16 protein-coding genes are annotated in these 18,284 nt (G+C 60.2%); 11 read left to right on the top strand and 5 right to left on the bottom strand.

From position 1 onward, the window contains the following. Window positions 1-88: 88 nt before the first annotated feature. From ACA049_RS23685 to gap, 4 genes are all read right to left on the bottom strand, one after another. Window positions 89-1,054 (bottom strand): FecR family protein, encoded by a 966-nt coding sequence (locus tag ACA049_RS23685; protein WP_497330276.1) that lies wholly within the window; start codon window positions 1,052-1,054, stop codon window positions 89-91. A gap of 123 nt (window positions 1,055-1,177) precedes the next feature. Continuing rightward, a complete protein-coding gene (locus ACA049_RS23680; RefSeq protein ID WP_497330274.1) occupies window positions 1,178-1,696 on the bottom strand; it encodes an RNA polymerase sigma factor in 519 nt (172 codons plus the stop codon). A gap of 90 nt (window positions 1,697-1,786) precedes the next feature. After that, a complete protein-coding gene (locus ACA049_RS23675; protein ID WP_497330272.1) occupies window positions 1,787-2,251 on the bottom strand; it encodes a methylglyoxal synthase in 465 nt (154 codons plus the stop codon). 199 nt (window positions 2,252-2,450) lie between these two features. Further along, entirely contained in the window at window positions 2,451-3,452 is a 1,002-nt protein-coding gene (gap, locus tag ACA049_RS23670) for a type I glyceraldehyde-3-phosphate dehydrogenase (RefSeq protein ID WP_461976146.1), read from the bottom strand. A 220-nt stretch (window positions 3,453-3,672) separates the two neighbouring features. Between gap and edd the strand changes: the two genes are divergently transcribed. From edd to ACA049_RS23615, 11 genes are all read left to right on the top strand, one after another. Then, a complete protein-coding gene (gene edd / locus ACA049_RS23665; RefSeq protein WP_497330270.1) occupies window positions 3,673-5,499 on the top strand; it encodes a phosphogluconate dehydratase in 1,827 nt (608 codons plus the stop codon). Next, complete coding sequence (locus ACA049_RS23660; RefSeq protein ID WP_497330268.1) at window positions 5,496-6,446, top strand: glucokinase; 951 nt, start codon at window positions 5,496-5,498, stop codon at window positions 6,444-6,446. Before edd ends, ACA049_RS23660 begins: the two co-directional genes overlap by 4 nt. Window positions 6,447-6,623: 177 nt before the next feature. Then, on the top strand, window positions 6,624-7,355 hold the full coding sequence (locus tag ACA049_RS23655; RefSeq protein ID WP_010457397.1) for a response regulator: 732 nt from the start codon (window positions 6,624-6,626) through the stop codon (window positions 7,353-7,355). Further along, the gene (locus tag ACA049_RS23650; protein ID WP_497330266.1) at window positions 7,345-8,814 is read left to right on the top strand and encodes an ATP-binding protein; all 1,470 of its coding nucleotides are present in this window, start codon (window positions 7,345-7,347) and stop codon (window positions 8,812-8,814) included. Before ACA049_RS23655 ends, ACA049_RS23650 begins: the two co-directional genes overlap by 11 nt. A 225-nt stretch (window positions 8,815-9,039) precedes the next feature. Beyond that, window positions 9,040-10,299 carry a D-mannose isomerase gene (locus ACA049_RS23645; protein ID WP_497330264.1) on the top strand — a complete coding sequence of 420 codons (1,260 nt, stop codon included), beginning with the start codon at window positions 9,040-9,042 and terminating at the stop codon, window positions 10,297-10,299. A gap of 116 nt (window positions 10,300-10,415) precedes the next feature. Further along, complete coding sequence (locus ACA049_RS23640; RefSeq protein WP_497330262.1) at window positions 10,416-11,717, top strand: ABC transporter substrate-binding protein; 1,302 nt, start codon at window positions 10,416-10,418, stop codon at window positions 11,715-11,717. 157 nt (window positions 11,718-11,874) lie between these two features. After that, complete coding sequence (locus tag ACA049_RS23635) at window positions 11,875-12,783, top strand: carbohydrate ABC transporter permease (protein WP_010457390.1); 909 nt, start codon at window positions 11,875-11,877, stop codon at window positions 12,781-12,783. Next, window positions 12,776-13,621 (top strand): carbohydrate ABC transporter permease, encoded by an 846-nt coding sequence (locus ACA049_RS23630; RefSeq protein ID WP_497330260.1) that lies wholly within the window; start codon window positions 12,776-12,778, stop codon window positions 13,619-13,621. Before ACA049_RS23635 ends, ACA049_RS23630 begins: the two co-directional genes overlap by 8 nt. Window positions 13,622-13,623: 2 nt before the next feature. Next, window positions 13,624-14,784 carry an ABC transporter ATP-binding protein gene (locus ACA049_RS23625; RefSeq protein ID WP_497330258.1) on the top strand — a complete coding sequence of 387 codons (1,161 nt, stop codon included), beginning with the start codon at window positions 13,624-13,626 and terminating at the stop codon, window positions 14,782-14,784. A gap of 174 nt (window positions 14,785-14,958) precedes the next feature. Then, a complete protein-coding gene (locus ACA049_RS23620; protein ID WP_497330256.1) occupies window positions 14,959-16,305 on the top strand; it encodes a carbohydrate porin in 1,347 nt (448 codons plus the stop codon). A gap of 107 nt (window positions 16,306-16,412) precedes the next feature. Then, the gene (locus ACA049_RS23615; RefSeq protein WP_497330254.1) at window positions 16,413-17,267 is read left to right on the top strand and encodes a D-hexose-6-phosphate mutarotase; all 855 of its coding nucleotides are present in this window, start codon (window positions 16,413-16,415) and stop codon (window positions 17,265-17,267) included. Window positions 17,268-17,396: 129 nt separating this feature from the next. Here the strand turns inward: ACA049_RS23615 and ACA049_RS23610 are convergent, their stop codons facing one another. Next, window positions 17,397-18,257, bottom strand: a complete 861-nt coding sequence (locus tag ACA049_RS23610) for a MurR/RpiR family transcriptional regulator (RefSeq protein ID WP_497299316.1) — start codon at window positions 18,255-18,257, stop codon at window positions 17,397-17,399. Between the last annotated feature and the right edge of the window lie 27 nt (window positions 18,258-18,284).

Genomic DNA, 18,284 nt, shown 5'->3' with positions numbered 1-18,284 from the left:
TGCTGATTGGCATGTCGAGATGCGAATCAATTGCATTGGCTATAACGAGACGAACGAGCTTCGGCTATCGAGTAAAAATAATTCTCATTTAGTTCAAGATCACCAACGCCGGGAATTCCTGCAGGCGTGCGGAGGTGATGTGAGCGAGGGAGCGGACCACGTCCAGCGGTTGGTCGAGACGGTAATTGCCGGTCACGACGACGTCGGCCAACTGCTCGTTGTTGTTGATGATCCAGCCCGGATAATAGCGACGCAGCTCCGCCAGCACCTGGCTCAGCGGGCAGTTCTCGAACACCAGTCGGCCCTGGACCCAGGCCAGGTCGGTGGCGGCATCGAGCTTGGCCGGGCGGTCGAAACCGTTGGGGCCGATGCGCACGCTTTCGCCGGCGGACAAGCGGATTCGCGCGTCGTCGCGGGTCGCTCGCAGGTCGACATCGCCACGCTGCACCTGGACCTGTGCCACGCCGTCCAGGTAACGCACGGCAAATGCGGTGTCGCGCACGCTGGCCGTGACCGGGCCGGCATCGATTTCCAGAGGCTGGCCGCGATTGGCCGGCACCTCGAAAAACGCCTCGCCCTGATACAACCGGGCCACGCGCTGTTGATCGTTGATGGTGCTGGAGAACGCCGAGTTGGTATTGAGCAGGACTTTCGAGCCGTCCTCCAGTTGCAGACGCTGGCGTTCACCGACCACGGTCAAATGATCGGCCTGGAGGCGCATCGGCAAGTTGCTGAAACTGAACAGACCGAGGATCAACACGGCGGCGGTGGCCAGTGGTTTCCAGTGCGGGCGCAGGCGCGACAGCACGGTCACTTTTGGCGGCCGGTCGGCGAGTTTTTGTGCGCATTGCACCACTTGCGGGCCATCCCAGATCGCCTGGGCCTTGGCGAACGCTTCGGCATGCAACGGATCGGCGGCCAGCCAGGCATGAAACTGTCGGGTCTGTTCTTCGCTCGGACTGCCCAGCACGATCAGCCAGTCCAGAGCCTGGTCCATCGCGCTTGCGGGGTCCCGCGCCTGAGGAGGCGCAGAGGAGCGGTGGGTGTCCGTCACGGTGTTTCCTCGGCAGTGTCTGTGCACGGCTGTTTTATGAGTGAAGCTTGAAAGTGGGCAAGGGTAGCAAAGCTCGAAGATCAGCGCAGGCGATCCCGGCAGATGGAGAATAAACCTGCAGACTCAGTCGCCGTTTAACCGTTCAGCGACACCAATGCAGATCGCCATGATCAGCTTCAGTTCTTTCTGCACGGTACTCAATGAGACATCGAGCTTTTCGGCGATCTCCAGATAACTGTGCCCGTGCAGCCGGCTGAGGATGAAAATCTGCTGCTGGCGATGGCTGAGTTCACTGAGGCTCACGTTCAAACGCTCCAGCAATTGTTCGGCATGGGCAGCATCCTCGGCGCTACTCACTGGTGAGGCAACCGCCTGCACCACGTCCAGCGGCACGTCATCGAGCATGGTGCGTGACTGAATGCGCCGCGCACGCAAATGGTCCAGCGCCAGGTTGCGGGCGGTCTGGAACACGAAGGGTTCAAGGTGATCGATGGCCCGTTCACTGAGCGCCCGGGTCACTCGCAGGTAGGTCTCCTGCAAGAGGTCTTCGGCGGTGCTGTGATTGTTGACCATCCGCTCCAGCGTGCGCAGCAGAGAAACTCGCTGGGCGATGAAGACGTGATTGAAGCGAGATTGACTCACGGGAGGACCTGATCCATTTCGAGCGAATGATAATGCTTATCATCCGCTCGAGTGGTCAAGTACTGATTTGTGAAGCTGCTTTTCGAAGGGTCAGGCTCGACCCAGCAGATAGGTCGCGTAATCAGGGATGCGGTGTGCGTGCGCCTGCTCCATCATCGGGCTGCTGAGCAGGTAGTCGGCGCTGCATTCGTTACAGGCGACAGGAATGTTCCAGACCGCAGCAACTCGCAGCAACGCCTTGATGTCCGGGTCGTGTGGCTGCGGTTCGAACGGGTCCCAGAAGAACACCAGCAGGTCGACCCGTTGCTCGGCGATGCGCGCACCGAGTTGCTGGTCGCCGCCCAAGGGGCCGCTGATCATGCTTTCCACCGGCAGATCCAGGCGTTGTTGCAATAACAAACCCGTGGTGCCGGTGGCGACCAGTTCATGTTGCGCGAGCCTGTCTTTCTGCCGCTCGGCCCAGTCCAGCAAAAACACCTTGCAGTGGTCATGGGCGACCAGGGCGATACGCTTGCGCGCCGCCATGGTCTTTTGCGTGAAGCTGATACCGATCATCAATGCTGCTCCAGACGTCATTCGACCTGTAGGCGCTGTGCAGGAGCTGTGTAGGAGCTGTGTAGGAGCTGTCGAGTGAAACGAGGCTGCGATCTTTTGACTTTGATTTTTTAAGAACAAGATCAAAAGATCGCAGCCTCGTTTCACTCGACAGCTCCTACACCGCTCCTACAGACCTCCTACACAGCTACCACAGCGCTTATTCAGCGTTGCACAGCGCCAGGCAGTTATCGAGCATGCGGTTGGAGAAGCCCCATTCGTTGTCGTACCAGGCCAGTACCTTGAGCAGCTTGCCGCTGGACTTGGTGTGGTTGGCGTCGAAGATCGACGACAGCGGGTTGTGGTTGAAGTCGCTGGAAACCAGCGGCAGGGTGTTGTAGCCGAGAATCTTCGAGTGTTGGCTGGCTTCCTTGAGCAGCGCGTTGACTTCGTCGGCCGACGCTTCGCGCTTGAGCTGCACGGTCAGGTCCACCAGCGACACGTTGATCACCGGAACACGCACGGCCATGCCGGTCAGTTTGCCCGCCAGTTCCGGCAGCACCAGGCCAACCGCTTCAGCGGCGCCGGTCTTGCTCGGGATCATGTTCTGGGTGGCCGAACGAGCACGGTACGGGTCGGTGTGGTAGACGTCGGTCAGGTTCTGGTCGTTGGTGTAGGCGTGGATCGTGGTCATCAGACCGCTTTCGATGCCCAGCTCGCGGTGCAGCACTTGGGCCACCGGGGCCAGGCAGTTGGTGGTGCACGACGCGTTGGAAATGATCTGGTGCGATTGGCGCAGGATGTCGTGGTTGACCCCGTACACCACGGTGGCGTCGGCGCCTTTGGCCGGTGCCGAGATGATCACTTTGCGCGCGCCGGCCGTAATATGCGCGGCGGCTTTGGCACGGTCGGTGAACAAACCGGTGCATTCGAACACGACATCAATTTTTTCCGCGGCCCAGGGCAGGTCGGCCGGGTTGCGAATGGCGCTGACGGCAATGCGGTCGCCGTTGACGGTCAGGCTTTCCTGATCGTGCTGGACATCGGCGTCGAACGTGCCGTGAACAGTGTCGTACTTGAGCAGATGAGCGTTCATCGCGCTGTCGCCCAGATCATTGATGGCTACGATCTGCAGGTCTTGGCGATAGCCTTGGGTATACAGTGCGCGGAGGACGTTGCGGCCAATTCGGCCAAAACCATTGATTGCGATTCGAAGAGTCATTTAACAGGGCCGCCGTCGTTTTGTTGTTGGAATTACAAGATTATTCGCATAAAAATAGAAAACAAGCCTTTTTAATGGCAATATTTTGTTCAATCTACAACGAGTGACCTGAATCAACTGGTCCGACCGATCAAGAAAACCGTCTGTCATCCCATCGACACCGGCTCTTGTTCAGCATAGACAATCAGGTCGCCACATCCGTTAGCCTGGAGTTCTACACATGCATCCCCGCGTAATTGAGGTCACCGAACGGCTTATCGCCCGCAGCCGTGCAACCCGTGAGGCTTACCTTGCGCTCATTCGCGATGCAGCCAGCGACGGTCCGATGCGCGGCAAGCTGCAATGCGCCAACTTCGCCCACGGCGTGGCCGGTTGCGGCACCGAAGACAAGCACAGTCTGCGGATGATGAACTCCGCCAACATTGCGATTGTTTCGTCATATAACGACATGCTCTCGGCGCATCAGCCGTACGAAGTCTTTCCTGAACAGATCAAAAAAGCCCTGCGCGAAATCGGCTCCGTCGGCCAGTTCGCCGGCGGCACTCCAGCGATGTGCGATGGCGTGACCCAAGGCGAGCCAGGCATGGAATTGAGCCTGCCGAGCCGCGAAGTGATAGCGCTGTCCACCGCCGTGGCGCTGTCCCACAACATGTTCGATGGCGCGCTGATGCTCGGCATCTGCGACAAGATCGTGCCGGGCCTGATGATGGGCGCGCTGCGTTTCGGTCATCTGCCGACGATCTTCGTCCCGGGCGGGCCGATGGTCTCGGGCATTTCCAACAAGCAGAAAGCCGATGTGCGCCAGCGCTACGCCGAAGGCAAGGCCAGCCGCGAAGAGCTGCTGGAATCGGAAATGAAGTCCTACCACAGCCCCGGCACCTGCACTTTCTACGGCACCGCCAACACCAACCAGTTGCTGATGGAAGTCATGGGCCTGCATTTGCCGGGCGCTTCTTTCGTCAACCCGAACACGCCGTTGCGCGATGCCCTGACCCGCGAAGCCGCGCATCAGGTCACGCGCCTGACCAAGCAGAACGGCGACTTCATGCCGATCGGCGAAATCGTCGACGAGCGCTCGCTGGTCAACTCCATCGTGGCGCTGCACGCCACCGGCGGCTCGACCAACCACACCTTGCACATGCCGGCCATCGCCATGGCGGCGGGCATTCAACTGACCTGGCAGGACATGGCCGACCTCTCCGAAGTCGTGCCGACCCTGAGCCACGTCTACCCGAACGGCAAAGCCGATATCAACCACTTCCAGGCGGCGGGCGGCATGTCGTTCCTGATCCGCGAACTGCTGGAAGCAGGCTTGCTCCACGAAAACGTCAACACGGTGCTGGGCCACGGCTTGAGCCGCTACACCATGGAACCGTTCCTCGAAAACGGCGAACTGGTCTGGCGCGAAGGCCCGATTGAAAGCCTCGACGAAACCATCCTGCGCCCGGTCGCGCGCGCGTTCTCGCCAGAAGGCGGCCTGCGTGTGATGGAAGGCAACCTCGGTCGTGGCGTCATGAAGGTTTCCGCTGTCGCTCTGGAAAACCAGATCGTCGAAGCGCCAGCGATGGTGTTCCAGGATCAGCAGGATTTAGCCGACGCGTTCAAGGCCGGTTTGCTGGAGAAGGATTTTGTCGCGGTGATGCGCTTCCAGGGCCCGCGCTCCAATGGCATGCCTGAGCTGCACAAGATGACGCCGTTCCTCGGCGTGCTGCAGGATCGCGGCTTCAAAGTGGCGTTGGTCACGGACGGGCGCATGTCCGGCGCATCGGGGAAAATCCCGGCGGCGATTCATGTCAGCCCCGAAGCTTATGTCGGCGGCGCTCTTGCGCGAGTGCAAGAGGGCGATATCATCCGCGTCGATGGCGTCAAAGGCACCCTGGAGCTTAAGGTGGACGCCGCCGAATTCGCAGCGCGCACCCCGGCCAAAGGCCTGTTGGGCAATAACATTGGCAGCGGTCGCGAACTGTTTGGTTTCATGCGCATGGCCTTCAGCTCCGCAGAGCAGGGCGCCAGCGCCTTTACTTCTGCCCTGGAGACGCTTAATTGAAACTGGCTTTGGTCGGTGACATCGGTGGGACCAACGCACGTTTCGCGTTGTGGAAAAACCAGCAACTGGAAGCGATCCAGGTGCTGGCGACGGCCGACCACGCCAGCCCGGAAGAGGCGATTGCCCTCTACCTGAGCGGGCTTGGCCTGGCGCCGGGCTCTATCGGCTCGGTGTGCCTGTCGGTAGCCGGCCCGGTGAGCGGTGACGAATTCAAGTTCACCAACAATCACTGGCGGCTCAGTCGCAAAGGTTTTTGCAAGACCTTGCAGGTCGATCAACTGTTGCTGGTCAATGATTTCTCGGCGATGGCGCTGGGCATGACCCGCTTGCAGCCGGACGAGTTTCGCGTTGTTTGCGAAGGCACCCCGGAACCGTTGCGGCCGGCGGTGGTGATCGGTCCCGGTACGGGCCTGGGCGTTGGCACTTTGCTGGACTTGGGCGAAGGCCGTTTCGCCGCGTTGCCGGGGGAGGGCGGTCACGTTGATTTGCCCCTGAGCAGTCCGCGTGAAACTCAACTGTGGCAGCACATCTTCAACGAGATCGGGCATGTCAGCGCTGAAACCGCGTTGAGCGGCAGCGGTTTGCCTCGGGTTTACCGGGCGATTTGTGCGGTCGACGGGCATGAGCCGGTGCTTGATACCCCGGAATCGATCACGGCGGCCGGTTTGGCGGGTGATCCGACTGCCTTGGAAGTGCTGGAGCAGTTCTGCTGCTGGCTCGGCCGTGTGGCCGGCAATAACGTGCTGACCACGGGTGGACGCGGTGGCGTGTACATCGTGGGTGGGGTGATTCCGCGGTTTGCCGATTTCTTCGTCGAGAGCGGTTTTGCCCGGTGCTTTGCTGACAAGGGTTGCATGAGCGATTACTTCAAAGGCATCCCGGTGTGGCTGGTGACGGCGCCGTATTCCGGGTTGATGGGTGCGGGTGTGGCGCTCGATCAGGCGTGAAATGCAATCAAAATGTGGGAGCGGGCTTGCTCGCGAAAGCGGTGTATCAGTCAACGATGATGTTGGATGTGATGGCCCCTTCGCGAGCAAGCCCGCTCCCACATGGGATCTACAGTGTTTGTAAAATCGGTGCTTAAGGCATAATCCGCCCAATTCAAACAACAAGGACGCCGCCCCGTGAGCTCAGTCAACAAGTCGATTTTGTTGGTCGATGACGATCAAGAGATACGCGAGTTGCTGGACACCTACCTGACCCGCGCCGGTTTCCAGGTCCGCACCACACCCGATGGTGCAGGCTTTCGCCAAGCCATGAACGAAGCACCGAGCGATCTGGTGATCCTCGACGTGATGCTGCCGGACGAAGACGGTTTCAGCCTCTGCCGCTGGATCCGCCAGCACCCGCGTCAGGCCCAAGTGCCGATCATCATGCTCACCGCCAGCTCCGATGAAGCCGACCGCGTCATCGGCCTGGAACTGGGCGCTGACGACTACCTCGGCAAACCCTTCAGCCCCCGTGAATTGCAGGCGCGCATCAAGGCCTTGTTGCGCCGCGCCCAGTTCGGTCAGGAGCGTTCCGGCGGGGAAGTGCTGGCGTTCGACGACTGGCGGCTGGACATGGTCAGCCACCGGTTGTTTCACATCGACGGCGAAGAAGTGATTCTCTCCGGCGCCGATTTTGCGCTGCTGAAACTGTTCCTCGATCACCCGCAGGAAATCCTCGACCGCGACACCATCGGCAACGCCACCCGTGGTCGTGACCTGATGCCGCTGGATCGCATCGTCGACATGGCGGTCAGCCGTTTGCGCCAGCGTCTGCGCGATACCGAAAAACCGCCGCGGCTGATCCGTACCGTGCGTGGCAGCGGCTACCAACTGGCTGCCAATGTGGTTGCCAGCAATGGCCACTGAGTTTCTCCGCCAGCTCGCCGCCCGCGTGCCGGTGCCGCGTTCGCTGCTCGGGCGCATGCTGCTGCTGACCCTGTTGGCGGTGCTGTTCGCGCAGGCGTTGTCGAGCGTGATCTGGGTCTCGCAACTGCGCGCCACGCAGCTGGAAGGCCTGGTCACCAGCGCCCGCAGCCTGGCGCATTCGATGACCGCCAGCGTCAGTTATTTCCGCTCGTTGCCGGTCGCGTTCCGGCCATTGGTGCTCGACCAATTGCGCAGCATGGGCGGCACCCGGTTCGTGGTGACTCTCAACGACAAGCCCTTGGGCATGGAGGTGCTGCCGATCACCCCGCGCAAAGAAGCCGTACTCAAGGCAGTGGACCAAGTGTTGCGCGAGTCCCTCGGGCAAGACACGGACATCTCGGTGACCTTCGTCAGCCCCGAAGACCTGCGGATCTTCAACAGCGGGCTGAAACTCGATGAATTGCCGCGCTCCTGGGCGCATTACGCGCTCACGCTGGAACCGGTGAACCCGCCGGTGCTGGTCACGCAAATCCAGATGGCGCCGGGCGAGTGGCTGTACATCGCGTCGCTGTTGCCCGAGCCCTACACCAGTCTTGAAGAGCAAGGCCTGCCGGCGCAACAGGTCTGGTTTATCGTCCTCACCAGCGGCTTCTTGTTGCTGTTCATTGGCTTGCTGGTGCATTGGCAGAGTCGTCCGCTCAAGCGTCTGGCACGGGCGGCGCGGGACATGTCCCTCGGTGCTGAAGTCGAGCCAGTGGCCGAAGGCGGCGGCAGTGAAGTGGTGGAAGTGGGGCGCGCGTTCAATGCGATGCGCGAACGCATCAGCCGTTACCTGACCGAACGCAGTCAGTTGTTCAGCGCGATTTCCCACGATTTGCGCACACCGATTACTCGCTTGCGACTGCGGGTGGAGTTGCTTGAAGACGAGCAGCTGCAAGCCAAGTTCGGCCGCGATCTGGATGAGCTGGAGCTGCTGGTCAAGGGTGCGCTGCAATGTGTGAAAGACACCGACATTCACGAAAACATCGAGCCGGTGGACCTCAACCATGTGCTCGACTGTCTGGTGGAACCGTACCTGGCGCCCAACGGCAATGGCCGCGTGACCCAGCAGGGTCGGGCGCTGGCGGCGTATCCGGGCAAACCGCTGGCGCTCAAGCGCTGCATCGGCAACCTGATCGACAACGCGTTGAAGTATGGGCAGAACGCGCATTTGCATATCGATGACGACGAAAGCGCCTTCATCCTGCACGTCGATGACGAAGGACCGGGCGTGCCGGAGCAACGGATGGAGCAGGTGTTCGAACCGCACTTCCGCCTGGCCGGGCAGCAGCAGGGTTATGGCTTGGGGTTGGGGATTGCGCGCAACATTGCCCATAGCCATGGCGGTGAAGTCAGCCTGCAGAATCTGCGTGAGGGCGGGTTGCGGGTGACGTTGCAATTGCCTCGTAGTGTTGATTAGTCAGGTCGCGTTATCGTTCTTCGCGAGCAAGCCCGCTCCCACATTGGATTTGCGCCGTACACAAATCCAATGTGGGAGCGGGTTTGCTCGCGAAGACGTCAGATCTTTCAACGCATCACTCAGTAAATGTCACAAGCTGGTGACATAACTCGCCCCCTTCGTTACAAGCCCGCCGCCGCCCGTTGTTTAGACTGCCCGCAGTCAAAACAACAAAAAAGGCACCCCATGGACACCTTCCAACCTGCGTTCAGCAGTTGGCTCAACGCACCTGCCCATCAGCAATGGCTCGCTGCCGAAGGCTTGCGTCTGCTCGCATTTGCCAAGGCTTCAAAGCTTGCCGAAGGCTTCGGCAATCTCGATGAAAAGGGCCGGCTCCCAGCCAGCGCCCACGCCGAAACCATGAACACCGCACGCATGACCCACAGCTTCGCCATGGCGCACATCCAGGGCTTGCCGGGGTTTGCCGAGCTTGTCGATCACGGCATCCAGGCACTCAGCGGCCCGTTGCGCGATGCCGAACACGGTGGCTGGTTTGCAGTGGCCCATCATCGCGATGACAACACCGGCAAGGCCGCTTACCTGCATGCCTTCGTTGCGCTGGCCGCCAGTTCCGCCGTGGTCGCGCAGCGTCCCGGCGCACAAGCGTTGCTCGATGACGCGATCAACATCATCGACACGCATTTCTGGAGCGAGGAGGAGGGCGCAATGCGCGAATCCTTCGACCGCGACTGGAGCGCTGAAGAAGCCTACCGCGGCGCCAACAGCAACATGCACGCCACCGAAGCCTTTCTCGCCCTGGCAGATGTCACCGACGACCACCGTTGGCTGGTCCGCGCTCAACGCATTGTCGAGCGGGTGATTCACGGTCACGCCGCCGCCAACGACTACCTGGTGGTCGAGCATTTCGATCGCGACTGGCAACCGCTGCGCGAGTACAACCACGACAATCCGGCCGATGGATTCCGCCCTTACGGCACCACGCCGGGCCACGGTTTCGAATGGGCGCGGCTGTTGCTGCACCTCGAAGCCGCGCGGGTCCAGGCCGGCATGCTCACGCCAGGTTGGCTGGCCACCGACGCGCAAAAACTCTTCGATCACAATTGCCGTCATGGCTGGAATATTGATGGGGCGCCGGGGATTGTCTACACCCTCGATTGGGACAACCGCGCGGTGGTTCGCCATCGTTTGCACTGGACCCATTGCGAAGCCAGCGCCGCCGCCAGTGCGCTGCTGAAACGCACCGGCGATGAACAATACGAAACCTGGTACCGACAGTTCTGGGAATTCTGTGACAGTCATTTCATCGATCGTTGCGATGGCAGTTGGCACCATGAACTCGACCCGCAAAACCGCCCGAGCGCCGATATCTGGGCCGGCAAACCCGATCTGTATCACGCCTGGCAAGCCGTCCTGATTCCGCGCCTGCCGTTGGCGCCGAGCATGGCGACTGCCTTGGGGCAGTTGTCCCAGAGCGCTCCTGTGTAACCATGTGGTGACATTCAAGCGTCCCTTCGTTACCTGCGAAGGGATAACTCCTGTTTAAAATCCGTGCAGCGCAAGCACCAGACTTGCATGCATAACAACAAGAAAGGTAATTCTAGATGAATGCGATTTCTCGCCTCGCTACTGTCATTTCTCTTGCCTCATTGCTCCCTATCTCTGCATTCCCTGTCAGTGCGCTTGCCGCCGATTCCAAAGGTTCGGTAGAAGTCGTTCACTGGTGGACCTCCGGTGGCGAAAAAGCCGCTGTCGATGTCCTCAAGGCCCAAGTCGAAAAAGACGGTTTCACCTGGAAGGACGGCGCAGTCGCCGGTGGTGGCGGTGCTACAGCCATGACCGTACTCAAGAGCCGCGCCGTTGCCGGTAACCCGCCGGGCGTAGCGCAGATAAAGGGTCCGGACATCCAGGAATGGGCGTCTACCGGTCTGCTCGACACCGACGTCTTGAAAGACGCCGCCAAGTCCGAGAAGTGGGACAGCCTGCTCGACAAGAAAGTCTCCGACACCGTGAAGTACGAAGGTGACTACGTGGCCGTGCCGGTGAACATTCACCGCGTCAACTGGCTGTGGATCAACCCGGAAGTCTTCAAGAAGGCTGGCATCGAAAAAGCGCCCACCACCCTTGAAGAGTTCTACGCGGCCGGTGACAAGCTGAAGAAAGCGGGCTTCATCGCCCTTGCCCACGGCGGCCAGCCTTGGCAGGACAGCACCGTGTTCGAAGCGGTGGTCCTTTCGGTCATGGGCGTCGACGGCTACAAGAAAGCCCTGGTCGACCTGGACAACGCCACCCTGACCGGTCCTGAAATGGTCAAGGCGCTGACCGAACTGAAGAAAGTCGCGACCTACATGGACGCCGACGGCAAAGGCCAGGACTGGAACCTGGAAGCGGCCAAAGTCATCAACGGCAAGGCCGGTATGCAGATCATGGGTGACTGGGCCAAGTCCGAATGGACTGCCGCCAAGAAAGTCGCCGGCAAGGACTACGAGTGCGTAGCGTTCCCGGGCACCGACAAGGCCTTCACCTACAACATCGACTCCCTGGCGGTGTTCAAGCAGAAAGACGCGGGCACTGCTGCGGCTCAGCAGGACATTGCCAAGATCGTGCTGGGTGAGAACTTCCAGAAAGTCTTCAGCATCAACAAGGGTTCGATCCCGGTTCGAAACGACATGCTGAGCGACATGGGCAAGTACGGTTTCGACTCCTGCGCCCAGACCGCTGCCAAGGACTTCCTGGCGGACGCCAAGTCCGGCGGCCTGCAGCCGAGCATGGCGCACAACATGGCGACCACGCTGGCGGTACAGGGCGCGTTCTTTGATGTGGTGACCAACTTCATCAACGACCCGAAAGCCGATCCGGCGACTGCCGCCAAACAACTGGGTACCGCGGTTAAAGCTGCCAAGTAACCGTTAGCCGCGCAGCCCCCCTGTGGGAGCGGGCTTGCTCGCGAAAGCGGTGTGTCAGGAAGCAGATGTATCAACTGACACGACGCCTTCGCGAGCAAGCCCGCTCCCACACAAGGGAACGCGCTTGTAATCCTTTTTCTTCGTACGGGATCTTCCCATGAGTTCTGTTGCTGTGTTCAGCAAGGCCTCGCCGTTCGATGCACTGCAGCGCTGGCTCCCGAAACTGGTGCTGGCGCCCAGCATGTTCATCGTCCTGGTGGGCTTCTATGGCTATATCCTGTGGACGTTCATCCTGTCGTTCACCACGTCAACCTTCCTGCCGACTTACAAATGGGCGGGCCTGGCGCAGTATCAGCGGCTGTTCGACAACGACCGTTGGTGGGTAGCGAGCAAGAACCTGGCCGTGTTCGGCGGCATGTTCATCGGCATCACCCTGGTGATCGGTGTGCTGCTGGCGGTGTTTCTTGATCAGCGCATTCGTCGCGAAGGTTTCATCCGCACCATTTACCTGTACCCGATGGCGCTCTCGATGATCGTCACCGGTACGGCCTGGAAATGGCTGCTCAACCCGGGCATGGGCCTGGACAAATTGTTGCGGGACTGGGGCTGGGAAGGCTTTCGCCTGGACTGGCTGATCGACCCGGATCGCGTGGTGTATTGCCTGGTGATCGCTGCCGTATGGCAAGCCTCGGGCTTCATCATGGCGATGTTCCTCGCCGGCCTGCGTGGCGTTGATCAATCGATCATCCGTGCCGCCCAGATCGACGGCGCGAGCATGCCGCGCATTTACCTGAAAGTGGTGTTGCCGAGCCTGCGCCCGGTGTTCTTCAGCGCCGTGATGATCCTGGCTCACATCGCGATCAAGAGTTTCGACCTGGTGGCGGCAATGACGGCCGGTGGCCCGGGTTACTCCTCCGACCTGCCTGCGATGTTCATGTATTCCTTCACCTTCAGCCGCGGCCAGATGGGCATGGGTTCGGCCAGTGCGATTCTGATGCTCGGTGCGATTCTCGCAATCATCGTGCCTTACCTGTACTCCGAGCTGAGGACCAAGCGCCATGACTAGTTTCTCTGCCAAACCCTCCATCAGCCTAAGTCGCATCGCGATCTACGGCGTGCTGATTTTTGCTGTGTTTCTGTACCTGATACCGCTGGTGGTCATGCTGTTGACCAGCTTCAAGACGCCCGAAGACATCAACTCCGGCAACCTGCTGAGCTGGCCGACCGTGGTCAGCGGCATCGGCTGGGTCAAGGCCTGGGGCACGGTGGACGGGTACTTCTGGAACTCGATCAAGATCACCGTTCCGGCGGTGCTGATCTCCACCGCGATTGGGGCGCTGAACGGCTATGTGCTGTCGATGTGGCGCTTCCGTGGCTCGCAGTTGTTCTTCGGTTTGCTGTTGTTCGGTTGCTTCCTGCCGTTCCAGACCGTCCTGCTGCCAGCCTCGTTCACCCTCGGCAAGATGGGCCTGGCGAGCACCACCACGGGCCTGGTGTTCGTGCACGTGGTCTACGGCCTGGCGTTCACCACGCTGTTCTTCCGTAACTACTACGTCAGCGTTCCCGATGCGCTGGTGAAAGCCGCGCGGCTCGATGGCGCAGGTTTCTTCACCATCTTCCGCTTGATCATCCTGCCGATGTCCACCCCGATCATCATGGTCTGCCTGATCTGGCAGTTCACCCAGATCTGGAACGACTTCCTGTTCGGCGTGGTGTTCTCCAGCGGTGACTCGCAACCCATTACGGTGGCGTTGAACAACTTGGTCAACACCAGTACCGGGGCCAAGGAATACAACGTTGATATGGCGGCGGCGATGATCGCCGGGCTGCCGACCCTGCTGGTCTATGTGGTCGCAGGCAAGTATTTCGTGCGCGGGCTGACGGCCGGCGCAGTCAAGGGGTAATCATGGCTACGCTCGAACTTCGCAATGTAAACAAGACTTATGGCCCCGGCCTGCCGGACACCCTCAAGAACATCGAACTGTCGATCAAGGACGGTGAGTTCCTGATCCTCGTCGGACCTTCGGGTTGCGGCAAGTCGACCCTGATGAATTGCATCGCCGGCCTGGAGACCATCACCGGCGGCGCGATCATGATCGGTGACCAGGACGTCAGCGGCATGAGCCCGAAAGACCGCGACATCGCCATGGTGTTCCAGTCCTACGCGCTGTACCCGACCATGAGCGTGCGCGAAAACATCGCCTTCGGCTTGAAGATCCGCAAAATGCCCGCCGCCGATATCGAAGCGGAAGTGGCGCGGGTGGCCAAGCTGCTGCAGATCGAACACCTGCTCAATCGCAAGCCCGGCCAGCTCTCCGGTGGCCAGCAACAGCGCGTGGCGATGGGCCGTGCCCTGGCGCGTCGGCCGAAGATTTACCTGTTCGACGAACCGCTGTCCAACCTCGACGCCAAGCTGCGCGTCGAGATGCGCACCGAAATGAAACTGATGCACCAGCGCCTGAAAACCACCACGGTCTACGTGACCCACGACCAGATCGAAGCGATGACTCTGGGCGACAAGGTGGCGGTGATGAAGGACGGGATCATCCAGCAGTTCGGTACGCCGAAAGACATCTACAACAACCCGGCCAACCTGTTCGTGGCGAGCTTCATCGGTTCGCCGCCGATGAACTTCATTCCGCTGCGTTTGCAACGCAAGGAAGGTCGCCTGCTCGCGCTGCTCGACAGCGGCCAGGCACGTTGCGAATTGCCGTTGGGCATGCAGGACGCTGGTCTGGAAGATCGCGAAGTGATCCTTGGTCTGCGTCCGGAGCAGATCGTGCTGGCGGGCAGCGAGCCGAACGGTTTGCCGACCATTCGCGCCGAAGTCCAGGTCACCGAACCGACCGGTCCCGACACCCTGGTGTTCGTCAATCTCAACGAAACCAAAGTCTGCTGCCGCCTGGCGCCGGACGTTGCGCCGGGCGTGGGCGAAACCCTGACCCTGCAATTCGATCCATCGAAAGTGCTGTTGTTTGACGCCAAGACCGGTGAACGCCTGGGGGTGGCTGGTCAGCCAAAAGCCGAGAGCCACAGCGCCAACGTCGCCCAATTCAAAGGCCGCTGAAGATCAAAAACTGTAGGAGCCAGGCTTGCCGGCGAAGGCGATTTCAGGGACGCCTTCGCCGGCAAGCCTGGCTCCTGCAGGGGGGGATATGCGGTGAGCGGCCTGTCGCTCTCCGCACCTGATGTAACCGCGTTAGATAAAAACAGTTAATAACAATAAAACGAGGATGTAGGGATGAAGAAGAACAACAACGCTCAGCTTATCTGCCAGTTGTCCGCCGTTGCGGCCATGATGCTGGCCGGTAGTGTGCACGCGGCTGACGCGTTCAGCGCCGATTCCGAATGGATGACCGGCGATTGGGGTGGCGAGCGGACCAAGCTGATCGAGCAAGGTATCGACATCAAGATGGACTACGTCGGTGAAGTGGGTGGGAACCTTCACGGCGGCTACAACAACGACAAGACTGCGCGTTACGCCGACCAGTTTGGCCTGGGCGTGGCACTCGACCTGCAAAAATTGTGGGGCTGGGATAACACCCAGGCCAAGGTCCAGTTCACCAACCGTAACGGTGAAAACATCTCCAATGACCGTGTCGGCGATCCGCGTGCCGGCACCTTGAGTTCCTCCCAGGAAGTCTACGGCCGTGGCCACATGGTCCGTCTGACCCAGTTGTGGATCAAGCACCAGTTCCTCGACGGCAAGCTGGACGTCAAGGCCGGTTACTTCGGCGAAGGCGAAGACTTCAACACCTTCCCTTGCGAGTTCCAGAACCTGGCCTTCTGCGGTTCCCAGGTGGGTAACTGGGCGACCAACATCTGGTACAACTGGCCGATCAGCCAGGCCGCGATCCGCGTGAAGTACAACATCTCGCCTGAGTGGTATGCGCAGATCGGTGCGTACAACCAGAACCCGTCGCAACTGGAGCACGGTAACGGCTTCAAGCTCAGCGGCAGTGGTACCAAAGGCACCGTGTTGCCGGTCGAACTGGTCTGGCTGCCTAACCCTGGCAACCTGCCGGGCGAATACCGTGTCGGTTACTACAAAAGCACGGCCAATGCCGATGACGTCCGCGAAGATGCCAACGGCAATGATGCGGCCACCAGCGGCAACGCCTATCGCAGTCACGATAGCAAATCCGGCTACTGGTTCGTGGCGCAACAACAACTCACCAGCCACAACGGTGACAAATCCCGCGGCCTGAACATCGCTGCCAACGCCACCTTCCACGACAAGGACACCAACTTCGTCGACAACTACCAGTCGCTGATGCTGGTGTACAAGGGCCCGTTCGATGCGCGTCCGAAGGATGACTTCGGCATTGGTGCCGCCCGTATCCATGTCAACGATGACGTGAAGAAAAACTCTGAGTTGGTCAACGCCTCCAACAATGTCACTGACTATCAGGACCCGCTGTTCGCGCCGCTGCGTAACACTGAGTACAACTACGAAATCAACTACGGTTTCCACGTCACCAACTGGCTGACCGTGCGTCCCAACCTGCAATACATCACTCACCCGGGCGGTGTGGATGAAGTCGACAACGCGCTGGTGGCCGGCCTGAAAATTCAGTCGGTGTTCTAACGCTGTTGCGATAAGCTCCTCTCTATGTGCGCATTTTTGCGGACAGCCTTGGCTGTCCGCTTTTTTTTGGGGCGGCGCACCCCGAGTGATTTTCAGGACCGTGGCACATGCATGAGCATCCGCTACAACGCTTCTTCAAATCCTTGCGCGAACGTCCGGTGTTTGCGTGGGAGCGCTATCAGAAGCGCGACGTGCTGGTGATCGACCATCCGCTGTGTCAGGCGGTGTTCAGTCGTCAGGGCGCACAGTTGCTGCACTTCCAGCCCACCGGCCAGAAACCCTGGCTCTGGTGCGCGGCGAAGTGGCCGCAGGTCGGTGCGATTCGTGGTGGCGTGCCAGTGTGCTGGCCGTGGTATGGCCGTCATCCGAGCGAAAACGCCTGGCCTTCCCATGGCTGGGCACGGTTGATCGACTGGAAGCTGCTCGACAGCAGCCATGACGACGATGGCGTGCGCCTGCATTGGCAACTTCAGCTCTGCGACTGGCAAGTGGACCTGCACGCACACCTTGGAGAGCGCATGGATCTGCGTCTGAGCACTGAGCATCAAGACAGCCTGCCGTGCCAATTGAGTCAGGCGTTGCATGCCTATTGGCGTATTGGTGATGTCGGCGAGATAGCGCTGTCTGGGCTCGATGGGGCGCAGGGTTACGATCAGTTGAACCGTCAGATTTGTCATCAGGAAGGCGAGTTGAGAGTCGAAGGCGGGTGTCAGCGAGTGTTCCAGCATGACGGAGAATTGCAGCTCAAGGACCACGCCTGGCAGCGGGAATTGTGCATCGACACCGGTGACCATGCGGACACGGTGGTCTGGCATCCGGGCTCGCGGCCGTTGCTGGGGGTGAGCTGGAACGAGATTTCAGAATTTGTGTGTGTTGAAGCGGCGAGTGGCGGGACAGACAGCTTGAGCCTGGCGCCGGGGCAGAAGGCGCATTTGAGTTTGCAGGCAAGGGTTGGGCTTTAGCTCAAGATTTTCTGTGTTGCGGCTGGCGCCTTCGCGAGCAAGCCCGCTCCCACAGGGGAATGCGTTCCAAATGTGGGAGCGGGCTTGCTCGCGAAGGCGACTTACCAGGCGACAAATAACTCAACCTGATTAATTAAACTCATCCCCAACCGGATACCGGCTCGCATTCAAGCTCTCTTTGATCTTGCGCAAATGCGGCTGGAAATCCACGCCCCGGCGCAAGGTCATGCCGGTGGCCAGCACATCCAGCACGGTCAGCTGAATGATCCGCGACGTCATCGGCATATAGATGTCGGTGTCTTCCGGCAGCGGAATGTTCAGGCTCAAGGTACTGGCTTTGGCCAACGGTGAACCTTCGGCCGTCAGGCCCAGCACCGAAGCACCGTTTTCCCGGGCGATGCGCGCCACTTCCACCAGTTCGCGGGTGCGGCCGGTGTAGGAAATGATCACGAACAGCTCGCCGGTGTGCGCCACCGACGCAATCATGCGTTGCATCAGCACGTCGGCATGGGCGGTAACGGCGAGGTTGAAACGGAAGAACTTGTGCTGCGCATCCAGCGCCACCGGGGCCGAGGCACCGAGGCCGAAGAAGTGGATCTGCCGGGCCTGGATCAACAGGTCGACGGCGCGGCTGATCAGATTCGGGTCCAGTGCCTGCAAGGCACTGTCCAGTGACGCGATGGCGCTGCCGAAAATCTTCTTGGTGTACGCCTCGGGATTGTCATCGGCTTCGACCGCACGGCTGACATACGCCGCGCCACTGGCCAGGCTCTGGGCCAACTGAAGCTTGAGTTCCGGGTAGCCGCTGACGCCGAACGAACGGCAGAAACGGTTGACCGTCGGCTCGCTGACCTTTGAAGCCTGGGCGAGGGCGGCGATGCTGAACCGGGTGGCCTGCTGTGGGTTTTGCAGGATCACTTCGGCGACTTTGCGTTCTGCCTTGTTCAGGTCTTCAAGGCGATTCTGGATCTGTTCCAGTAAATTTCGCACGCGGTCCATTTCATGTTCCTTAGGTCA

The sequence above is a fragment of the Pseudomonas sp. LBUM1662 genome (assembly GCF_059695915.1).
Note: the sequence above shows the minus strand (reverse complement) of the source record. Positions and strands in the feature narration are given on the sequence as shown.